Here is a 20,340-nt window from a genome sequence, read left to right as displayed (position 1 = left end):
CGAGGTGAATCTGATCGTTCGGGGCGCGAGCGTGGTCGACGGTACGGGACGGACCGCGTTTCGAGCCGATGTCGGAGTCTAGGATTGACGTATCGTCCCGGTCGATGAGGAGATATTGGCGCGTCGCCTCATTAGGATCCGAAGGCGTCGAGAGCAAGGATGGGCGTATCGGGAATCGCTCCGGAGTGCGGTCGCGATAACGAGCGGCGGCGTCATTCTCGGCGCAAGTGTCTTCGAGGCCTCGAGGCCGGAGGTATCCATGGTCGAAGATCACGATCGCCTGGTCGACGCCGCGGAGATCCATGATCCCGAGCCGACGAGCGAGCTCGGTTTCCGCAGCTTCGCTGGCCGATGCCGGGTTCGACACCGTGTCGACGGGACCACCCGGCGCTAGCAAAGCGCTCCCTGCGTGACGATGCACATCGAGGACTTTGAATTTGGCGCTCTTGCTTGGACTCCATCGCGCAAGTTCAGGTAACTCATCCAGGATCGGGGCGACTCGCGTCCCGGAATCGGGGTGCGCGTTTCTCGACGAACGCAGCGACGCCTGAAATCGCGACAAAAAAGAAACAACCGCAAGCAATCCTTCCGGAGGAGATTCTGGAAGTGTTTGCCTTACAAGGACGCATCATGAAACGAGTACGCGATTGAATTTGAAGACGTTAATTGGTTTCCTCAGGGTTCGCGAAACTATATGACGGAGTTTTACCATAGCCAGATGCTCCAGTATTGATCTGTATCAACCCGCGACGGCCCTGCTGGCTGATGTGTTGAGAAAAACCGATCAGACTCTCACTGTGGATCTGCGTTCCGGTGGCACGGGGCCGAATCAATTGTTGCAACATCAATTCAAACAAGATCATGGACTCGCGGTGAAGGTCATGCTGACGGACAAATTTCCCAACATACCTGCCTTTGAAACAATCCATAAGAAAACCCCGGGGTTAGATTGCCTGAATCCCGGTCCGTTGATGCGACAGATGTGCCGGAATATTTGCAAGGTGTACGTGCGCTGTTCTCCAGCTTTCACCATTTCAGACCCGATCAGGCAAGAGGAATATTGCAGGATGCGGTCAATAAAGGGCGTCGATCGCGGTCTTTGAATTGTGAAACCGTTCCTTGTGGCACATCTGCATACGCTTTTATCACCGATCGTCATGGCTATTTACACTCCCACATTATCTCCCATCAAACTCAGTCGCTTCCTCTTACGTATTTGCTCCGATCATACCAATCCTGGTCATTTGGGATGGCATCGCCTCTAACTTCAGGAACCATCACGAAGAACTGAACGAACTGACCGCTTTATCTGTGGATGGGCATGAAGGATTTGAGTGCAAAACCGGCACAAAAAAGGACCCCTGTTTGGTTCAAAATAACCTATTTGACCGGGTTCCCATAGTGACCCGCCTGATTTTTCGGGCCATCCTTCATCGGGAAATGGCCTCGGTCGAAGCCTTATGGTTTTTCGGACCACTTCGATCGTCAGTTTCCGGCGGTTTTTATGGGGGTCGTCCGATCGGGCGCACACCGCCGCGCAAACCGCGGTCACGGCGGCTGGCCTCACCTCCCGTTCAGGCCGCCGGCTTGGCCTTGGGCACGCGTCCCATCAGGTAGAACTCGTCGTTGGGCTGCATCGACGTGAGGTTGGCCATGCGGTTGGACAGAGGCCGAACAGCGCGGTGATCGCACCGATGTCCCAGGCGTCCTCGTCGGTGAAGCCGTGTTCGCGCAGCGCGGCGAAGTCCGCCTCGGTGATCGCCGCCGATTCGGTGCAGACCTTCATCGCGAAGTCGAGCATGGCCGTCTGGCGCGGCGTGAGCGCGGCCTTGCGGTAGTTGACCGCCACCTGGTCGGCCAGCTTCGGTGACTTCTCGTGGATGCGCAGGATCGCACCATGCGCCACCACGCAGTACAGACACTGGTTGATGCCGCTGGTGGCCACGACGATCATTTCCTTCTCGCCCTTGCTGAGCCCTTCCGGGCTCGAAGGCGGGCGCAGCATCACCGCGTCGTGGTAGGCAAAGAAGGCGCGGAATTCGTCGGGCCGGTGCGCGAAGGCAAGGAACACGTTGGGCACGAACCTGACTTCTGCACCTCGAGAACGCGCCGGCGCAGATCTTCCGGCATCGATTCGATCGCGGGCACGGGATATCGACTGACGGGCTGGGTCATCACGGTCAACTCCTGAACTGCAACGCATGAAGTATAAGCAGAATGAAGCCCCTCTTTGTCCGAATCCAAGCCGTTGTGAGCCGTCACGGTACGACGTCGAATCGCGACTCTGCCCCAAATGACCGTCCACCGGCGGCCATTGACGTCGGCTCCGCACCGATATTGCTCCCGAATTCGCTGCGCGTCCCACCTCGGCACAACACCGCCTCTGCCGTGGGCATGCATCGGCTGCGCGTCCTTGCGCTAGAGGGGTGATGGCTCAGTGTGGGCGGGCAGCTTTCGCCCTTGCAAGCACCTCACACTTTCCGCCAGCGGTTCGGAACCCTGATCGCGGTCCCCACCACACCCGCTCGACGGAAACGCGAACGTCGCCTTCTCGCGCACCCGCCACTCGGCCAGCGCTGGGTAATGGTTTTCCTGCGCGTGTAGAAGCGCACCGAGTCCGGGCCATGGGCGTAGAGATCACCAAACAGCGAGCGCTTCCAGCCGCCAAAGCTGTGGCAGGTGACCGGCAGCGGCACATTCACGCCGATCATGCTGAGCTTGATATTGTCGCTGAAATAACGCGCGGCTTCCCCGTCTCGCGTGAAGCTGCAGGTGCCGTTGCCGTACTCGTGCGCATCGATCAGCGCCATTGCCTCTTGCTGCGAGCGCACGCGTACCACGCATAGCACCGGCCCGAAGATCTCCTCCTTGTAGATGCGCATTTGCGGCTGGACCCTGTCGAACAGACAGCCGCCGAGGGAAACGCCCTCTTCGTGCCCGGGCACCGTCAGGCCTCGCCCGTCGACCACCAGCTGTACGGCCTCCTCCACACCGAAATCGACCTGGTCGCGCACCAATCTTCGTACAGGAAGCTGCCGCCGATGGTGATAGGCCATCCCACTCAAATGGTTTCTGAAGATGTGCTTCGCTGCCGCGCAATGCAGACCGCAGATGCGGTAGAACACTTGTTGAATGATGCCTTGATTGATGAGTGGCCCGCTCGCGATACTCGGCACGGGGGCCTACCTGCCCCGGGCATACCCGGCACGGGACGTAATAACCAGGGCCGGTGGCGATCCGAGCAATTACAAGGGCTGGTTTCCGATGCTGTGATAGCTGTCCACTGGATCGGGTGTTATGACGAAAACCAGCGGCGTGCACGGCGAGTTCTGCGACCGTTTGGAACAGATCGCGAAGGCCGTCAGGCGCAGCTTCGAATCGGGCAAGCCAAGCCTGGCACAGGTGCTGATCGGCCGTGAAGCCAATGTCTACCAGTGAGCGCGCATCTGTGGACCCGCCGGTATGCCGCCAAATCGGCCTACGCCAATTCCCGAGAGCGCGATAATATGTCCGCGCCAACTGCGCGCAGGGAGCGGAAGATGCCAGTCGCAGCGCGCAACGCGAGCAGATGATGGTCACTGCACATTCAGCCGATGAGAGGAAAACCCGGATGGAATATTGGTTAGCCTGGTTGCACGAAAACAACAACGGCGATGATGTAAAGGCGATTGCCCGCGAGGCCGAGGCACTGGGCTTCACCGGAGTGGCATTGTCTGATCACGTCGCCCTGCCCAAGGCGCAGAAGAGCCGGCACCCGACGCGCGGTATCCCCTACGACCCGGCGATTCCGAACATCGAGCCGATAACCACCATAGCCGTGATGAGCGCTGTTACCGAAGAGTTGCGATTCATGACTTATGCCTATGTGATGGGCATGCGCGATCCTTTCACCGTGGCGAAGCAGACGGCGGCGCTGGCGGACCTGAGCAAGAACCGCTTTGCACTGGGCATCACCCTGGCTGGAACACGGACGAGATCGCTCTATTGGGGCACAACCCGAAAACGCGCGGCGCGCTCTTTGTCGAGTCGATCGAGATCATCAAAGGGCTGTGGAACAACGACCTTTTCAGCTTCGAGGGCGAACACTACCGGTTCAAGGATGTGGGCATTTCGCCCCGGCCCGCCAGGCCACCGGAAATATACATTGGCGGCAATTCACCCATTGCAATCAAGCGCGCGGCGGCCAACAGCGGCTGGATCGGCATGAACCATCCACTCGGGGAGTTGGAGGAGTTACTGGGCACACTGGACGAACTGTCGGGGGGGAAAGCGCAAAAATATGTCATGGCCGCCGAGAAACTCGGCGATGACTACCTGCGCAGGCTCGAAGATCTGGGTATACGGGGTCTGGTACTGATGCCCTGGGCGGATAAGGCACAACCAGCGGGTGATCTGGATATCAAACTGGAATCGATGCGGCAAGCGGCCGGTTTCTGGCGCTGATCGCCAAGGCTGCTGCTTTTGGACCCGCAAATACGAAGAGGTGCCTCCAGCGGCAGCACGATGTCCTGCAGTCGATTGTCGGCCAGTGTGGGCAGGTTCAGCCCGGCCGGGAGCCCATGATATTGCCGGGCGGCCAGGCCGGCGCCACACTCACCAAAAAATGTGCGAAAGTGGATTTGCGTTATTCAATCACCCCGACTTTGAGCAATGAGGTAGAGCATGGCACAGACCAATCGCCAGTGGGTTCTCAAGAGCCGCCCCAAAGGCACCGTATCCACGACTCATTTTGAGGTCAAGGAAGCGCCTATGCCCGAGCCTGACTACGCCGCTGGCGAGGTATTGGTCAGAAACCTGTGGATTGCTTATGACGCCGCCATGCGCGGCTGGATGAGCCTCAAGCCCAGTTATATGCCGCCGGTAGAAATAGATGAGCCCATGCGCTCCTTCAACGTCGCACAGGTCGTGAAGTCAGGAAACCCCGTGTTGCCCCTGGGCACTCTGTTGCTGGGCATGTATGGGTGGCAGGAATACGCCGTGGCGTCGAAATCGGATATGGTGCCGCATCGGAAATTGAACCGCTTCATAACGCCCGAGATGGCGCTGGGCGTATTGGGCGGTAGCAGTACCACGGCATTCTGGGGCTTGATGGATATCGGCAAACCCAGGAAAGGCGAGACCGTGGTGGTGTCGGGTGCCGCCGGTGCTACCGGTTCCGTCGCCGCGCAAATTGCAAAACTCAAAGGTTGCCGCACCATCGGTATTGCCGGCGGCAAGGAGAAATGCCGGTGGTTGATCGACGAAGCCGGTCTGGATGGCGCCATCGATTACAAAAAAGAGGACGTAGACCAGCGCCTCAAGGAACTTTGCCCGGATGGCATCGATATTTTCTTCGACAATGTGGGTGGCAGCATATTGGAGGCTGCCATCAACAGCATCGCCAACTACGGGCGTATCGTACTGTGTGGTGCAATTTCCATTTCCAATTCGAAAGAGCCTCGGGTCGGCCCCCGCAACCTGGTCAACCTGGTGATCCGGCGGGTGCGTATGCAAGGGTTCATCGCCCTGGACTATTACGACCGTAACGACGAGGCGCTGGCGCAATTGGCGGTGTGGGCAATGGAAGACAAAATTGCCTTCCGCAACGATATCCAGGAGGGTTTCGACGCTATTCCAGCGACGTTCTTGCGTTTGTTCGAAGGCAAGAACGAGGGCAAACAATTGCTGAAACTGGGCGATCCCGAGTCGCTGGAAAACCTGGTGTCCAAATAGCATCAAGCCGAATCAATCGTGCGTGTGCGTGCATCGACTGCGCATCCTTGCGCAAGTAGGTAGTGGTTCAGTGTGGACGTGCAGCTTTCGCCCTTGCAAGCACCTCATACTTTCCGCCAGCGGCTCGGACCGCTGATCGCGGAGTCTCCCCTCACCCATTCGACGGAAACGCGAACGTCGCCTTCTCGCGCACCCCGCCATTCGGCCAGCGCTGGGTAATCGTCTTGCGGCGCGTGTAGAAGCGCACCGAGTCCGGGCCATAAGCGTAGAGATCACCGAACAGGGATCGCTTCCAGCCGCCGAAGCTGTGGCAGGCCACCGGCACCGGCAGCGGCACGTTCACGCCGACCATGCCGACCTTGATATTGTCGGTGAAATAGCGCGCGGCTTCGCCGTCGCGGGTGAAGATACAGGTGCCGTTGCCGTATTCGTGCGCGTCGATCAATGCCATCGCTTGTTCCTGCGAACGCACGCGTACCACGCACAGTACCGGGCCGAAGATCTCGTCCCTGTAAACACGCATTTCCGAAGTCACCTTGTCGAATAGGCAAGCGCCGAGAAAAAAGCCTTCCTCGTGACCGGCAACATCGAGACCGCGCCCGTCGACCACCAGTTCCGCACCCTCCGCCACACCGAGATCGACATAGCCGCGCACCTTCTCGAAGTGCGCCCGGGTGATCAGCGGACCCATATCGGTGCCCGGCACGGTGCCGGGTCCGACTTTGAGATGGGACAGGCGCTCCTTCAGTTTCGACACCAGCGCATCGCCGACCTCGTCGCCCACCGCCACCGCCACCGAGATCGCCATGCAGCGCTCGCCGCAGGAGCCGTAGGCCGCGCCCATCAAGGCACTGACCGCGTTGTCGAGATCCGCATCCGGCATCACGATCGCGTGGTTTTTCGCGCCGCCGAGCGCCTGGATGCGCTTGCCGTGTCTGGTACCGGTTTGGTAGACGTACTCGGCAATCGGTGTCGAGCCGACGAAGCTCAGCGCCTGCACGCGCGGATCGGACAGCAAGGTGTCCACGGCTTCCTTGTCGCCATTCACCACGTTGAACACGCCGTCGGGCAGACCTGCCTCGCGGAACAGCTTCGCGATCAGCAACGCCGCGCTGGGATCACGTTCCGAGGGTTTCAGCACAAAACAGTTGCCGCAGGCGATCGCCATCGGGAACATCCACATCGGCACCATGGCCGGGAAATTGAACGGCGTGATGCCGGCCACCACGCCGAGCGGCTGGAACTCCGACCACGAATCGATCGCGGGACCGGCGTTCTTGCTGTGTTCACCCTTGAGCAGCTCGGGCGCGGCGCAGGCGTACTCAACCACTTCCACGCCGCGCAGGAACTCACCGAGCGCATCGTCGAGCACCTTGCCGTGTTCCTCGGTGATCAGCGCCGCAACCGCGTCGGCGTTCTGATCGAGCAGTTCCCTGAAACGGAACATCACCCGCGCGCGTTTCAGCGGCGGCGTGTCGCGCCACGCGGGGAATGCCGCCTCGGCCGCCGCGATTGCCTGTTCGACAGTCGTTTTCGAGGCCAGTGCGACGTGACGCACCACCTGTCCGGTCGCGGGGTTGAAGACCGGTTGTGAACGGGCCGTGTCCGCAACGGCCACACCATTGATGAAATGGCCGAGGGTTTCGAGTTTCACTTGTACATTCATCTCAGGCCACCATCGGGAGTACGTCGTTGAGGGTATTGAACAGCGCGTCGAGATCGGATTTCTCGGCAACGAAAGGCGGCGCGAATTGCAGGGTATCACCGCCCCAGCGCACGTAGAAACCGCGCTCCCACATCGCCAGCGCAATCTCGTAGGGCCGGCGCAGCGGTTCGCCGGGCTTCGCGGCGATGGTCATCGCGCCGGCCAGCCCGAAGTTGCGGATATCGCTGATGTGTTTCACGCCCTTCAGGCCGTGCAGTCCGTCCTCGAAATACGGTGCCAATGCACGCACCCTGGCGACCATGTTCTCGCGCTGGAACAACTCGAGCGCAGCGATACCCGCCGCACAGGCCACCGGGTGCGCAGAGTAGGTGTAGCCGTGCGGGAATTCGACCGCGTACTCCGGACCGCCCGCGGCCATGAAGGTCCGGTAGATCTCGCCGCTCGCGATCACCGCGCCCATCGGCATCGCGCCGTTGGTCAGGCATTTCGCGACGTTGAGGATATCCGGCGTGACGCCAAACGCCTGGGCCCCGAACACATCCCCCGCGCGCCCGAAACCGGTGATGACTTCGTCGAAGATCAGCAGGATATCGTGCTTCGTGCAGATCTCGCGCAGCCGCTGCAGATAACCGGCGGGTGGCACGATCACGCCCGCGGAGCCCGCGAACGGCTCGACGATGACGGCCGCGATATTCGAGGCATCGTGCAGCGCCACCAGTTCCTCGAGCTGCTCGGCAAGCTCCACGCCATGCGCGGGCATCCCGCGCGAGAACGCGTTCTCCGCGAGCAGGGTGTGCGGCAGATGATCGGCGTCGAGGGCATGGCCGAACAGCTTGCGGTTGCCGCCGATGCCACCGAGGCTGATGCCGCCGAAGTTCACCCCGTGATAACCCTTGGCGCGGCCGATGAACCGGGTCTTGGTGCCCTGCCCTTTCTGGCGCCAGTAAGCACGAGCCATCTTCAGCGACGTGTCGGCGGATTCCGAACCCGAATTGGTGAAGAACACGTAGTCGAGCCCTTCCGGGGTCATCGCCTTTAGCAGGTTCGCCAGGCGGAACGACAGCGGATGTCCGAACTGGAACGCCGGGGCGTAATCGAGTTCCTGGATCTGGCGTGCCACCGCCTGGCTGATCTCGGTGCGTCCATGGCCGAGCCCGCAGCACCACAGGCCGGAGAGACTGTCGAACACGCGGCGCCCGTCGGTGGTGGTGTAGTGGCAACCCTCGGCCCGCACGATCATGCGCGGGTTCTGCTTGAACTCCCGGTTCGGGGTGAACGGCATCCAGTGAGCTTCGAGATCCTCGCGACTGAGCGCGGCGACCAGATCGGTACTGCTTGTTGCGTGGGTCATGCGAGTTATCCTTCGCGGGCGCGGTTCGGGTGTCAAAACATCAGTTTAGGCCTTGCCTTAAGTTTCATAAACACATATTTTTGCAATTTCAGTTGCCTATATATGAAACTTTTGAGAATTTCATACCGGATGAAGATGCGTGGCGGTTGCGGCGAAGTGAACAGAATGGAAAACCGGCGGTACATCCGATGAAGCGACCGGTATTGGCCCAGGTGAGCGACCTCGACTTGCGATTGCTGCGGGTGTTTCGGGCCGTGGTCGAAAGTGGCGGCTTCGCGGCGGCCGAATTGCAGCTCAACATCGGCCGCTCGACCATCAGCCGCCACATCAAGGATCTCGAGGCACGACTCGGCATGAGCCTGTGCCGACGCGGGCGCGGCGGCTTTGCACTGACCCCCGAGGGTGCGCAGATCTACCAGGCCACGCTTCGCGTGCTCGGCTCGCTCGCGGACCTGCGCAGCGAGATCAATAACCTGCACCAGCGCCTGAGTGGCACCCTGCAGCTGGCGCTGTTCGACAAGACGGCGACCAACCCGGAAGCGCGGATCGCGACTGCGATCGGCGAACTGCGTCGACTGGCACCCGATGTCGCCATCGAACTGCGGGTGCACCCGATCAACGAGATCGAGCGCGGCATTCTCGACGGGCGTTACCACATCGGGGTGATTCCCACCCACCGGCGCTCCGGCGCCTGCGAATATCAGCGCCTCTTCGGCGAAACCATGTATCTGTATTGCGGCGCCGATCACCCACTGTTCGGTCGCGAACAAGCGCTGGTCACCGACAGCGATATACAGCAACTAGCTTTTGCCGGGCTTGGTTTTCACTCGGACAATATGGAACGCGGCCACGAGTTCGGGCTGCAACGCCTCGCCACGGCCTATGACCAGGAGGGTGTCGCGACTTTCATCCTGTCCGGAGCCTATATCGGTTTTCTGCCGGATCACTACGCGGCGAGTTTTGTGCAGCAGGGCCTGATGCGGGCACTGCGCAGCGATCATTTCAGTTATGAATGCACCTTCGAGACGATCGTGCGCCAGGAGGCGCGACGCTCACGACTGACGCAGACCTTTCTCGATCTGCTGCTGGCCGCACATCGCAAGCCTCAGCCCGAACCGCACGCCAGGCCGTAGCCGGTCTCAGCGCTGGTATTTTTCCTTCCATTCAGTGTACGGCATGCCGTAGACGATCTGGCGCGCCTCGTCGGAATCGAGCGCCTCGCCGCGTTCTTCGGCCGCCGCGCGATACCACTTGGCAAGACAGTTGCGGCAAAAGCCGGCAAGATTCATCAGCTCGATGTTCTGCACGTCCTTGCGCTCGTCGAGATGGGCCAGCAGACGACGGAAAGCCGCTGCTTCGATTTCGGTCCTGGTAGCCTGGTCCGGCATTTCACGCTCCTTTTTCGAGAGCCAAAAAAAAGCCCGGCAGGGTAGCCGGGCCAAGCTTTAGGAGACAACACTAACCAAACCACAAATGACAATGAAGGTAAGGGGATTAACCATCAAACATCATTCGCAATAGTGAGACTTGGGCCTGTGGGCAAAGTTCCGGGGAACCCGAAAAAATTTTCTCGAAACATCCCGTATCCTGCTTTTTTCAAATGAAATCAACAGATTGCCACTGAAAAAATTTATGCGGGAAGGTATTCGCCACCATTCACATCGAGACAGGCTCCGGTCATGGCGCGGCTGTATTCCGAACCGAGGAAGATGGCGACCCGCGCGCAATCGGCGTCGTCCGGAATGTCCCCGAGCGGGATGTTCTTGCCGATCTCCTTGCGCAGCGCCTCGACCGTGGTGCCCTGCTGACGCGCCGCGCCCTTCAGATAACCCTCGACCGGCGGGCCCCACATCCAGCCCATGAAGGCCGAATTGACCCGGATCCCGTATGCGCCGAGTTCCTTGGCCAGATGCGCGGTGGCGACCTTCAGCGCGCCCTTGGAGGCGCCATAACCGCCTTGGTACGGCAACGGCACCCGCGTGACCATGGTATTGATCATCACGATGGAACCGCCACCCTGGGCTTTCATCGGCGCGATGACCGCCTGCGTCAAGGCCATGGTGCCAAAGAAATTGATATCCATGGTCGCTTTCCAGTCATCGAGATCGGCGCTCTCGATCGGCTCGAACTTGCCACCCACATAGGCGCTGTTGATCAGCACATCCACGCGCCCGAAACGCGCCACGGCCTGCTCGACCAGCGCCTGACACTGGACCCGGTCGCTGATATCAGTCGGCACCTTGAGCACTTCGGTGCCGAGACCGAGCGCCGCCACCTGCTGCTCGGCATCGTCGAGCTTGGATGCGGTGCGCGCACATATCGCAAGGCGCGCCCCCTCGCTCGCAGCCAGCAATGCCAGTTCGATGCCAAGCCCCGGACCGATGCCCGAAACGATCACCACCTTGTCTTTCAGCAACATATCGAGTGCTCCGCAAATCAGAAAACGCGCATCAACCGGCCGCTTCGCTCTGGTAGTAGCCCATCAGGATACGGGCGACCTCGGGGCGTGCGAACTCGACCGGCAGGTCCTTGCCCGCAGCCAGCATCTCGCGCACCTTGGTGCCGGAGAGCTGCACGAAATCCTCGTCGCCATGATCCGGTGCGTCACGCATCATCACCACCTTGTTGAGCTTCTTCGAATACGCGGTGTTGTCGGCGCGGAAAATCTGGATGCCGAGCGCGCCGGCAGGCACTTCGTCGAAAATGCTCTGCGCATCGAAGGCACCGTAATAGCTGCCGACGCCGGCGTGATCGCGCCCCACGATCAGGTGGCTGCAGCCGCAGTTCTGACGGAACACCGCGTGCAGCACTGCCTCGCGCGGACCGGCGTAAAGCATGTCGAAGCCATAACCGGTGATCATCACCGTATTGGGCGGGAAGTACAGCTCCACCATCTTGCGGATCGCGGCGTCGCGCACATGCGCGGGGATATCGCCGGGCTTCAGCTTGCCGAGCAGCATATGGATCAGCACGCCATCGGCACCGACCGCCTCCTTGGCCATCTTGCACAGCTCCTCGTGCGCGCGATGCATCGGGTTGCGGGTCTGGAAGGCCACCACCTTGCTCCAGCCGTGCTCGGTGATCTCGTTGCGGATCTCCACCGCGGTGCGGAAAGTGTCCGGGAAATCACTGTGGAAATAGCTGAAGTTCAGCACCTCGATCGGACCCGATACCGCAAAGCGACCCAGCGAGACAAAGGTTCCCGCGCCCGGATGCTTGGGGTCGAGGGTGCGGAATATCTGCTCCGCCATCTGGCTGATCTCGGCCTCGCTGAATTCCTCGATGGCCTCGACCGTCTGGATTGCCAGCACCGGGTTGCCCTCGACATTCGGATCACGCAGCGCGATACGCCTGGCGCCACGGATAGCCGCCACGTCCTTGCTCAGGTTCAGTATCGGCACCGGCCAGAACAGGCCGGCCACCGTACGCATATTCTTTGCCACGCTCAGCGCATCGGCCTTGTTCATGTACCCGGTGAGCGGGTTGAAATAGCCCGCGCCGAGCATCACCGCATTGGCGGCAGCCGCCGAATTGAGCAGCAGCGAGGGCAGCCCATCGGCTTCTTTCTGCAGCGCGGCGTGACGCGTGGCGTCGTACACGAAGCGTGGGTCGAGTTGTTCCGAACCGTGCGGTTTCATCATGGTGCTGACTCCATTCGTGGGGCGGACCGGGAGCGGACGCACGATGGCGTGCGTCCTCCGGGGTTGGTCGGGTATCTGCGCATCTCAGGTCGACAGGATGCCGCGCTTCTCGAGTTCGTGCAGCAACATGTCGACTTCCTGCTGCAGGGTCATGCGGTCGGTATGCAGATGGACTTCAGCGGCTGCCGGCGCCTCGTAAGGATCGTCGATACCGGTGAAGTTCTTGATCTCGCCGGCACGGGCTTTCTTGTAGAGTCCCTTCGGATCACGCTTCTCGGCCTCCGCCAGCGCGCAGTCGACGAACACCTCGATAAACGGCATCCCGGAGGCATCATGAAGCGCACGCACCACGTCGCGATCGGCGCGATAGGGGCTGATGAAACTCGTCAGGACGATCACGCCGCAATCGACGAACAGCTTGGCCACTTCGCCGATACGGCGGATGTTTTCGGTGCGGTCCTCGGCGCTGAAGCCGAGATTCTTGTTGATGCCAAGGCGGATATTGTCACCATCGAGGCGGTAGGCGAGTTTGCCACGCAGATGCAGCGCCTCCTCGAGCGCCACCGCGACCGTGCTCTTGCCGCTGCCGGAGAGGCCGGTGAACCACAGCGTCGCTCCCTGCTGGCCCAGCAACTGGTGACGGTGCTCGCGTTGTATCTCGCCCTCGTGCCAATGAACGTTGGTCGCCTTCTGCTCTGTCATACTCGTGTTTCCGTGGAAGTGAAAATCAGCGGGTCGGGCGCGCAAGGATATAGCGCTCGCGGTATTCATGAAAGGACTTCTTCAGCCCCTGCTCGGTAAAGCCGTATTCCTCCAGCGTGTACTGATGGCTCGGGCGTTCCTCGCGGCGGTTCAGATCGCGCCATTTTTCCATCTCGGCACGCGCTTCCTCGGTGAACGGCATGCCGATGAAATCGTAGAGCCGGCGGATTTCCTCCAGCGGCTTCGCAACGGTATCCTGGTACCACACATCGAGAAAACGGTGCTCGTGCCCGGCATCGCGAAACTGCATCGTGGCACGCATCGCGCGGTCCCAGTGCCCGGCCCAATGCTGCGCGATGGCAGCCTTGTCGGAAGCGTTCGCCAGCGGGCTGATCAGCGCATGCATCATGCTGCCGTAGGAGGGGATCGTCTGCACCGGGTCGCGGTGTGTCTGCAGGATACTGACGTCGGGAAAAGTCTCGCATAGTGCCGCCGGATAACGCAGGTGGTGCGGCGCCTTCAGCACCCAGCGCTCGCCGCTACCCTGGCCGAAACGCTTTTTCTGCCATTGCAGGAACTGCAACAGACGCTTCAGGTAGCGGTAACCCGGGCGCTGGTCCTGGCGGTCGAGCCAGGCACCATAGGACGGCATATGCGCAAAGGACTCCGGCACCCCGCTGAAGAACGACTGCTCGAGCAGCATGATGTCCTCATCCGGTCCGCGCGCATCCATCGGGTGAATGGAGGCGAGTTCGGGCGAAGCCTCGAGCATCGCCGCGACTTCCGCTTCGGCCACCGCGATGCGCGGATCGATGCCGTTGAAATCGGTGCCCGGGAACGGCACCGGATAGCGCACCTCGTACCAAAGCGGCGCGTACATGCGGTGATCGGCGCCAATGGTGCGGTGCATCATCGTGGTGCCGGTACGTGGCAGGCCAACGATTGCCAGCGGTGCGCGGATTTCCTCCTCGAGGATCTCCGGATGGCGCCGAAACCAGTCTTCGGCGCGCAAGCGGCAGACCAGGATATTGCGGATACGCCCGGCGAACATCGCTCGCCCCGCCTCGTTGAGATTGGCCTCGGTGTTCAGCGCATCGAGCAGATGCTGCATCGCGTCCACATGACTCTCGTCGCCAAAATCCTCGAGACCGGTTTCGGCGCGCGCCTGCTGGCGCAAAAGGTCGGCGTCGAGTGAGACAACGGGGTTCGCCATCTTCATTTCTCCGCCTGTTCGAGGCGGTCGATTTTCACCACCCGACATGTGGGGTGAACCTGTTCGCTGGCGCCGATCCAGCGAAAACACAGCGTGCCGCTGCGGTGTCCGGCGGTATTGAGCCAGTTGCCGACGCCCGGGGCCCGCCCGGCGATCACGATCCGGACGCTGCCATCGGCGGCGTACTGCGCGGTGTGCTTGTTGACGTGAATCCTGAGATAACGGTAATCGAGTGATTCCATCCAGTAGTTGTCGACCTGCAGATTCCACGAACGACAGTCCGGAATACGCGCCACCTCGACCACCAGTGCCTCGTCATCGGCCAGGTCGAAAAACCCATGGTAATAGAAAATATTCGGATCGCCACCGACTGATTGGCAGAGTTCCTGGTTGGCCGGCGGCAACTGGTTCGGCTTGTCGAGCCAGGAGGCGCTCCAGTCAGCAAACATGCGCGCGGTGTTTTCGACGAAGGTGCCCGCGGTGCGCAAACCGGCATCGAGTTTCTGCGCGGTCAGCGGCAACGGCGCGACACCGGTATCGAGACGCTCGACGACGAATTCGGCCGGCACTTCCGTTTCGCGATCGAGAAAAGTCTGACGGATCAGCAATGATTGCGAATCCACGTCCATCGGCAGCCAGTTGCCGGGTTTCGGTGTGGCACTCAGGATGATTTCGAAACGCCCGTCGGCGTCGACGTCCAACTCGTTGCTGTCGACAAATCCGGTTTCGGTCTGCTTGAAGTTTTCCGCGTAGCTCCCCTTGCTGGTGGTCATGCTGATGTAATGCACGCTGCCGCGCTTGCCGCGCACCCGGTAATCGTTGCGCCCGTTGACGACCGCCTTCTCGTAAATGTTGTCCGGGTTGTCGGCGCCGATCTTGATCGTCTCGTGCGAGGGCTTGTAGAGCACCGGAAAGTCCGCGTCGTTGAACTCGAGATACCACTCGAGCCCGGCCCGCGCCAGGCGGCTGAGATACCGATAGCCTTCGGCACGGGTGAAGGCATCCGCCGGTGCCTCCGGACGCTGGATCTGCTCGCCCGCGCGCTTCAGCGCATCACAGAAATCCGCCCAGCTTTGTCCACTGCTCACGCGTCGCTCGACATCGCTCATGACGTACACCCCCCTCCTGTCCAAACGATTGAATGCCCGATTGTGCGCGACCCACGGCGCACGCGCATCACCTGTATGAATTAGAACAACCGACAAACCGCTCGCGATCCCGGCCTGGCGCCGGGCGAAACGAGGCGATCATCCACCGCGGACAATGCGCATCTGCCCGCGTCCGGATCCGACCAGGAAGCCGCCTACGAGGCAGCCGCCATCTTCTCGAGTTGCGCCGCGAGCTTGCTGAAATCCCAGTAGGCGCGCAGCGACACGATCTTGCCGGCATCGTTGGCGGTGTAGACCGCCACGCAATCCGTGCTGACCACCGTGCCATCGGGCAGCCGGTTCGACAGCGTGATCACGTTGGCGCAGGAATCACCCGCCGGGTGCGATTCGCGGATCTCGAAACTCGCGATCCCGTTCGGCATCGCCATGTCCCAGAACGCCGCGATGGCTTTCTTGCCTTGATGGCCGAGGCCGCTCGGGTCGAGCGGCGACACGCCGACCGGATCCTGCACCAGGGCATCGTCGGCAAACAGGTCCAGCCACGCCTGCCTGGCGCCCTCGACCACGTATTTGCCGGATTTGCGGCTTGCTTCCTGCGCCAGATAACAATTGGCCATGATATTTCCTCGTTGTTTCAGTGATGTGGCGCGGCGGGGGCGGGCTGGCTGCCACGCACCAGGCGCCCGGGCATCGCACCGGTCGGCTTGCCGTCCTGGTAGATCACCTCGCCGTTCACGATCGTGGCCACGTAGCCCTCGGCGGTCTGGAACACGCGCCGGCCACCCGCCGGCAGATCATATATGACTTCGGGCGTATGCAGTCGCAGGCGTTCGAAATCGATGATATTGATATCCGCCTTCATTCCCGGGCTCAGTTCGCCGCGATCCAGCAGGCCCACCGAGCGTGCGGTTTTTCGTGTCTGCAGGTTGACCGTCCACTCCAGCGCCAGGCGCTCGCCACGCTTGCGATCACGCACCAGGTAGCTGAGCATGAAGGTCGGCATGCTGGCATCGCACAACACGCCGCAATGGGCGCCGGCATCCGACAGGCTGATGATCGCGTTCGGATCCTGCAGCATCGCGACCTGGCGGCTGAGATCGTGCGTTGCATAGCCAAAGATCGGAAAGTAGAACATCCGCTTGCCATCGTTCTCGAGCAGTCGGTCATAGGCCAGCGCCGCCGGATTCACGCCGAGGCGCGCGGCCTGCGCGGCGATGCTGTCTTCTGCGCGCGGCTCGTAGAACGGCTGGTCCTCGAGCACGTACATGGTTTCGAATTCACACAGCAGGCGGTCGAGAATGTCGTGGCCCATTTTTGGCACCCGCTCGGCGAGAATGGCCGCGCGCACCGCCGGGTCACGCAAGCGCTGCAGGCGCTCGGTATGGCTCAATGCCGCCAGCGGCGCGAAATTCTGGTGCATCATGAACGGGTTCACGGTGCCGTCGAAGGCCATCAGGATCGTGACCGGGCGTGCCCCGACATGCGGAATCAGCTGGGCGCCCTCGGCATTGGCCGCGCGCACGTATTCGAGCTGCTTCTGGACCCGGTCCCATTCCTCGTTGGAACGGTAGAACAGCACGAAGCCGATCGGACGGCCGCTGCTGATGGACAGGCGCTTCATCCAGTCCATCTCCTTTTCCCATTCGTCCCAGTCCGACACCAGCTGGTACACGCCCTTGCCGGTCTCGCCGAGCACCTTGCCGATACCCAGCAATTCCGCCTCGTCGGCATAGGTTCCCGGCATCACCTCGCCGTCACGGGTGCGATGCAACTGGGTACGCGAGGTGCTGAAGCCGATCGCGCCGGCCTCGAGGCCCTCGCGCACGATGGCCGCCATCTTCGCTACATCATCCGGTGTTGCGGGCTCGTTGCGCGCGCCACGCTCGCCCATCACGAAGGTGCGCACCGCGCAGTGCGGCACCTGCGCCGCGACGTCGATCGCGTGCGGCAGGCGCTCGAGCACATCGAGATATTGCGGGAAACTCTCCCAGTCCCAGCTGATGCCCTCGTGCAGGGCCGTGCCGGGGATATCCTCCACGTCTTCCATCACCGCGATCAACGCATCGTGCGCCTCGGGCGTCGCCTTGCAGGGCGCGAACCCCACCCCGCAATTACCCATCACCAGCGTGGTCACGCCATGGTTCGAGGCCGGCGAGAGCAGCGGGTCCCAGGTCGCCTGGCCATCCATATGGGTATGCACATCGACCCAGCCGGGCGTCACCAGCTTGCCCGTGGCATCGATCTCGCGCCGGCCACGGCCCTCGATCTTGCCCAGGGCAGCGATCTTCCCCGATTGCACCGCCACGTCACCGACGAATGCCGGCGCACCGCTGCCGTCCACGATGCGTCCGTTACGAACCACCAGATCGAATTCCACGTACTGCTCCCGACGCCATCCCGGCATTGACTGATAATCTGTCGCGCGAGTCTACCCCACCCGCGCCCGCGGCAAAACTCGAGAATCGCCAAACGCAAAACGGGCCTGGATCGCTCCAGGCCCGTTGCTGCTCGATTGCGCCTGCTGGCCGGATCAGAAGTCGTAACTGATTTCCAGGCCGTAGGTGCGCGGGTCGCCGAAATAACTCGCGGTCCAGATGAGGAACGGGAGCGTGTTGACGCGGTATGTTTCGTCGGTCAGGTTCTTGCCCCAGGCCGCGACCGTGATCCTGCCATCACCCACCGGGATATCGGCCAGGCTGAGGCGCCCGTTGATCAGGCTGTAGCTGTCGAGCTGCGAACGCAGGTTCTGCGCCGGATCGGGGTAGGCGACGCGATCATCGACGTAGATCCAGTCCAGCCGCGCGACCAGGTCGCCACCGGCCACGCCGGGCACCGTGTACTGCAACCCGGCATTCGCGGTGTTCTCGGGAGAGTACGGGAAGTCACGATTGTCGGAAACATCCACCCCGCCGTCGATGTACTCGTCGTATTCCGGGTCGAGATAGCCATAGTTCAGGCTGAGCTGCAGATTGTCGAGCGGTTGTGCCAATATCTCGATTTCGAAGCCCTGCACGGTCGCCTTGCCGGCGTTCGTAACCACCGAGGAGGCTGCGGCATCAGCGAGGAAGATCGCAAGCTGCATGTCACTGATATCGTTGCGGAACACCGCCGCGTTGAGCTGCAGGCGATCATCCAGCCAGCGCGACTTCAGGCCGAGTTCATAAGAAGACACCTCTTCCGGGTCGTAGGCCATGAGAAATGCCGCCAAGGAGTCGGACTCACCATTGTAGCCCCCCGATTTCCAGCCCTCGGCATAACGCGCATAGACGTTCAACGCATCGGTAAACGCCCAGTTCAAGGTCACCGCAGGCGAGAAGTTGCTCCAGTCGTCATTGCTGTCCGCACTGAATGGCGTCACCGGTGCGGTGGTTATCGGGTGATCGATATACTGATCCTTGGATTCCTCGGTGTAACGCGCGCCGAGCGTGACGGTCAGGCGATCCTCGAGCACGGCCGCTGAGGGCTTCCAATCGACCTGGCCAAAGGCGGCCATCGAATCGCCTTCGAGCCCATAGGCGTTGGGCGCGGTCGGCGAGCCGAACACCCCGAAGAAGGTGATCGGGTTCTTCACATCGGCGTCTTCCTCGAAGTAATACAGGCCCAGCACATAGTTGAGGCGCTCGGTGGCGCCGACCATCTGCAGTTCCTGCGAGAACTGGTCATAGTCGATATGGCGCTCGGAATGGAAAAAGTCGATCGGCGATCCGTCGAGATCGATCGCATCGTCCCAGCTGAGTTTGCGGTACGAGGTGATCGACTTGAAAGTCACGTCACCCAGGGACCCCAGCTCGCCGGGGCGATAATTCAGGTGCAGTGCGTGACCCTCGACCTCGGATTTCTCGTAGCGCGACTGGTCGTTGCTGAGCTTGCTCGGGTAATCGTTCTCGCTCTGGATATAGGGCGAGAGCAGGGCGCCGAAGCCAAGGCCCGGATCGTCCACCGCGGTCAGCACGCTGGCGGTGGGTTCCTGGTCTTTCTCGCTGAAATCGTAGGCGTAGCGCATATCGAAGCGCTCCGTCACATCCAGTGCCAGCGCGATGCGCCCCGCATCGGCATCCTTGTTGGCGTATTCGTCGCTGGAGCGCGGACCCGCGAACGGCGCCATGCCGATCGGGTCATCGATATTGTCGGTAAATCCGTCACGCTCCTCGCGCTGCAGCGTGATATTGGCGCTCAGTTGCCCCAGCCCCTCGCCGACCGTGCCCAGCGCCGGGGTATCCACGCTGCCATAAAGCTGGTAATAGCCCTCGTTGCCGATACCCCCGCGCAGCGTGCCGCCCAGTTCACCGGAGGGTTTGCGGGTAATCAGGTTGATCGCCCCGCCCACGGTGTTCTTGCCGTACAGTGAACCCTGCGGGCCGCGCAACACCTCGACGCGCTCGAGATCGGCCACATCGAAGATACCACCGACGTTCTTGCCGATGAACGCACCGTCAAGGTAAAGGCCTACCGTCGGCTCCCAGGTCACCGCCGGGTTGATGGTCACCGAGCCGCGGATCGCAACGGTCACCCCGGTAGATCCGCTCGGCGACGGGTTGATCTGCACATTGGGTACCAGACCGGAGATATCGCCTACATCGCGAATCCTCTGCTGTTGCAGCGCGTCGGCGCCAAACGCGGTGATCGCGACCGGGATCTCCTGCAGTGACTGCTCGCGCTTTTGCGCGGTCACAACGATCTCCTCGAGTCCGCCCTGCTGGGCCAGGGCCTGGGCGCCGCACATGGCGATCAGGGCGGTGGTACAGGCCTGGACAAGACGCTTCCTGGTGGTTTGCATCGATCGATTCTCTCCTGGAATGTGGCGGCACCGAAAAAGTGCCACGACTTGGTTTTCGAGGAAGCCAGTGTATGACAACTTGAAGTAATCGCTTCCCCCCCCGGGGGATTAGATAAGGGGAAGACAGACTGCATTGCGAAAAAATCACGGGATTTGGCACGATTTGATA

16 protein-coding genes and 2 pseudogenes are annotated in these 20,340 nt (G+C 61.4%); 5 read left to right on the top strand and 13 right to left on the bottom strand.

Features of this window, described 5'->3' with window-relative positions; all coding sequences use genetic code 11:
* Positions 1-1,574: 1,574 nt before the first annotated feature.
* Positions 1,575-2,175, bottom strand: a pseudogene (locus tag IPF49_15085) (peroxidase-related enzyme).
* Positions 2,176-2,418: 243 nt separating this feature from the next.
* Positions 2,419-3,056 (bottom strand): annotated as a pseudogene (locus IPF49_15080) (aldehyde dehydrogenase family protein).
* A gap of 241 nt (positions 3,057-3,297) precedes the next feature.
* Here IPF49_15080 and IPF49_15075 point away from each other — a divergent pair.
* The 4 genes from IPF49_15075 to IPF49_15060 all read left to right on the top strand — a co-directional run bounded on the left by IPF49_15075 (position 3,298) and on the right by IPF49_15060 (position 5,712).
* Positions 3,298-3,438, top strand: coding sequence for a hypothetical protein (locus IPF49_15075; GenBank protein MBK6288930.1), 141 nt, complete (start codon positions 3,298-3,300; stop codon positions 3,436-3,438).
* A 172-nt stretch (positions 3,439-3,610) separates the two neighbouring features.
* Positions 3,611-4,207 carry an LLM class flavin-dependent oxidoreductase gene (locus tag IPF49_15070; GenBank protein ID MBK6288929.1) on the top strand — a complete coding sequence of 199 codons (597 nt, stop codon included), beginning with the start codon at positions 3,611-3,613 and terminating at the stop codon, positions 4,205-4,207.
* Positions 4,204-4,443, top strand: a complete 240-nt coding sequence (locus IPF49_15065; protein ID MBK6288928.1) for a hypothetical protein — start codon at positions 4,204-4,206, stop codon at positions 4,441-4,443. The genes IPF49_15070 and IPF49_15065 overlap by 4 nt, the downstream gene beginning before the upstream one ends.
* Positions 4,444-4,662: 219 nt before the next feature.
* Complete coding sequence (locus IPF49_15060; protein MBK6288927.1) at positions 4,663-5,712, top strand: NADP-dependent oxidoreductase; 1,050 nt, start codon at positions 4,663-4,665, stop codon at positions 5,710-5,712.
* A 151-nt stretch (positions 5,713-5,863) separates the two neighbouring features.
* Here IPF49_15060 and IPF49_15055 read toward each other — a convergent pair whose 3' ends face one another.
* A complete protein-coding gene (locus IPF49_15055; protein ID MBK6288926.1) occupies positions 5,864-7,378 on the bottom strand; it encodes a CoA-acylating methylmalonate-semialdehyde dehydrogenase in 1,515 nt (504 codons plus the stop codon).
* A gap of 1 nt (position 7,379) precedes the next feature.
* Positions 7,380-8,729, bottom strand: coding sequence for an aspartate aminotransferase family protein (locus tag IPF49_15050; protein ID MBK6288925.1), 1,350 nt, complete (start codon positions 8,727-8,729; stop codon positions 7,380-7,382).
* Positions 8,730-8,917: 188 nt separating this feature from the next.
* Between IPF49_15050 and IPF49_15045 the strand changes: the two genes are divergently transcribed.
* The gene (locus IPF49_15045) at positions 8,918-9,862 is read left to right on the top strand and encodes a LysR family transcriptional regulator (GenBank protein MBK6288924.1); all 945 of its coding nucleotides are present in this window, start codon (positions 8,918-8,920) and stop codon (positions 9,860-9,862) included.
* A gap of 6 nt (positions 9,863-9,868) precedes the next feature.
* Here the strand turns inward: IPF49_15045 and IPF49_15040 are convergent, their stop codons facing one another.
* From IPF49_15040 to IPF49_15000, 9 genes are all read right to left on the bottom strand, one after another.
* The gene (locus IPF49_15040; protein MBK6288923.1) at positions 9,869-10,117 is read right to left on the bottom strand and encodes a DUF1244 domain-containing protein; all 249 of its coding nucleotides are present in this window, start codon (positions 10,115-10,117) and stop codon (positions 9,869-9,871) included.
* 242 nt (positions 10,118-10,359) lie between these two features.
* Complete coding sequence (locus IPF49_15035) at positions 10,360-11,148, bottom strand: SDR family oxidoreductase (protein ID MBK6288922.1); 789 nt, start codon at positions 11,146-11,148, stop codon at positions 10,360-10,362.
* Positions 11,149-11,179: 31 nt separating this feature from the next.
* The gene (sat, locus tag IPF49_15030; protein ID MBK6288921.1) at positions 11,180-12,370 is read right to left on the bottom strand and encodes a sulfate adenylyltransferase; all 1,191 of its coding nucleotides are present in this window, start codon (positions 12,368-12,370) and stop codon (positions 11,180-11,182) included.
* An 84-nt stretch (positions 12,371-12,454) separates the two neighbouring features.
* Entirely contained in the window at positions 12,455-13,072 is a 618-nt protein-coding gene (cysC, locus tag IPF49_15025; protein MBK6288920.1) for an adenylyl-sulfate kinase, read from the bottom strand.
* 25 nt (positions 13,073-13,097) lie between these two features.
* On the bottom strand, positions 13,098-14,285 hold the full coding sequence (locus IPF49_15020; protein MBK6288919.1) for a sulfotransferase: 1,188 nt from the start codon (positions 14,283-14,285) through the stop codon (positions 13,098-13,100).
* Positions 14,286-14,287: 2 nt separating this feature from the next.
* A complete protein-coding gene (locus IPF49_15015; GenBank protein MBK6288918.1) occupies positions 14,288-15,394 on the bottom strand; it encodes a DUF1214 domain-containing protein in 1,107 nt (368 codons plus the stop codon).
* A gap of 194 nt (positions 15,395-15,588) precedes the next feature.
* Positions 15,589-16,011, bottom strand: a complete 423-nt coding sequence (locus IPF49_15010; protein ID MBK6288917.1) for a nuclear transport factor 2 family protein — start codon at positions 16,009-16,011, stop codon at positions 15,589-15,591.
* Between the two features lie 17 nt (positions 16,012-16,028).
* A complete protein-coding gene (locus IPF49_15005) occupies positions 16,029-17,798 on the bottom strand; it encodes an amidohydrolase family protein (GenBank protein MBK6288916.1) in 1,770 nt (589 codons plus the stop codon).
* Positions 17,799-17,924: 126 nt separating this feature from the next.
* The gene (locus IPF49_15000; GenBank protein MBK6288915.1) at positions 17,925-20,171 is read right to left on the bottom strand and encodes a TonB-dependent receptor; all 2,247 of its coding nucleotides are present in this window, start codon (positions 20,169-20,171) and stop codon (positions 17,925-17,927) included.
* Between the last annotated feature and the right edge of the window lie 169 nt (positions 20,172-20,340).

The sequence above is a fragment of the Gammaproteobacteria bacterium genome (genome assembly GCA_016705365.1).
Classification (GTDB): domain Bacteria; phylum Pseudomonadota; class Gammaproteobacteria; order Pseudomonadales; family UBA5518; genus UBA5518.
Note: the sequence above shows the minus strand (reverse complement) of the source record. Positions and strands in the feature narration are given on the sequence as shown.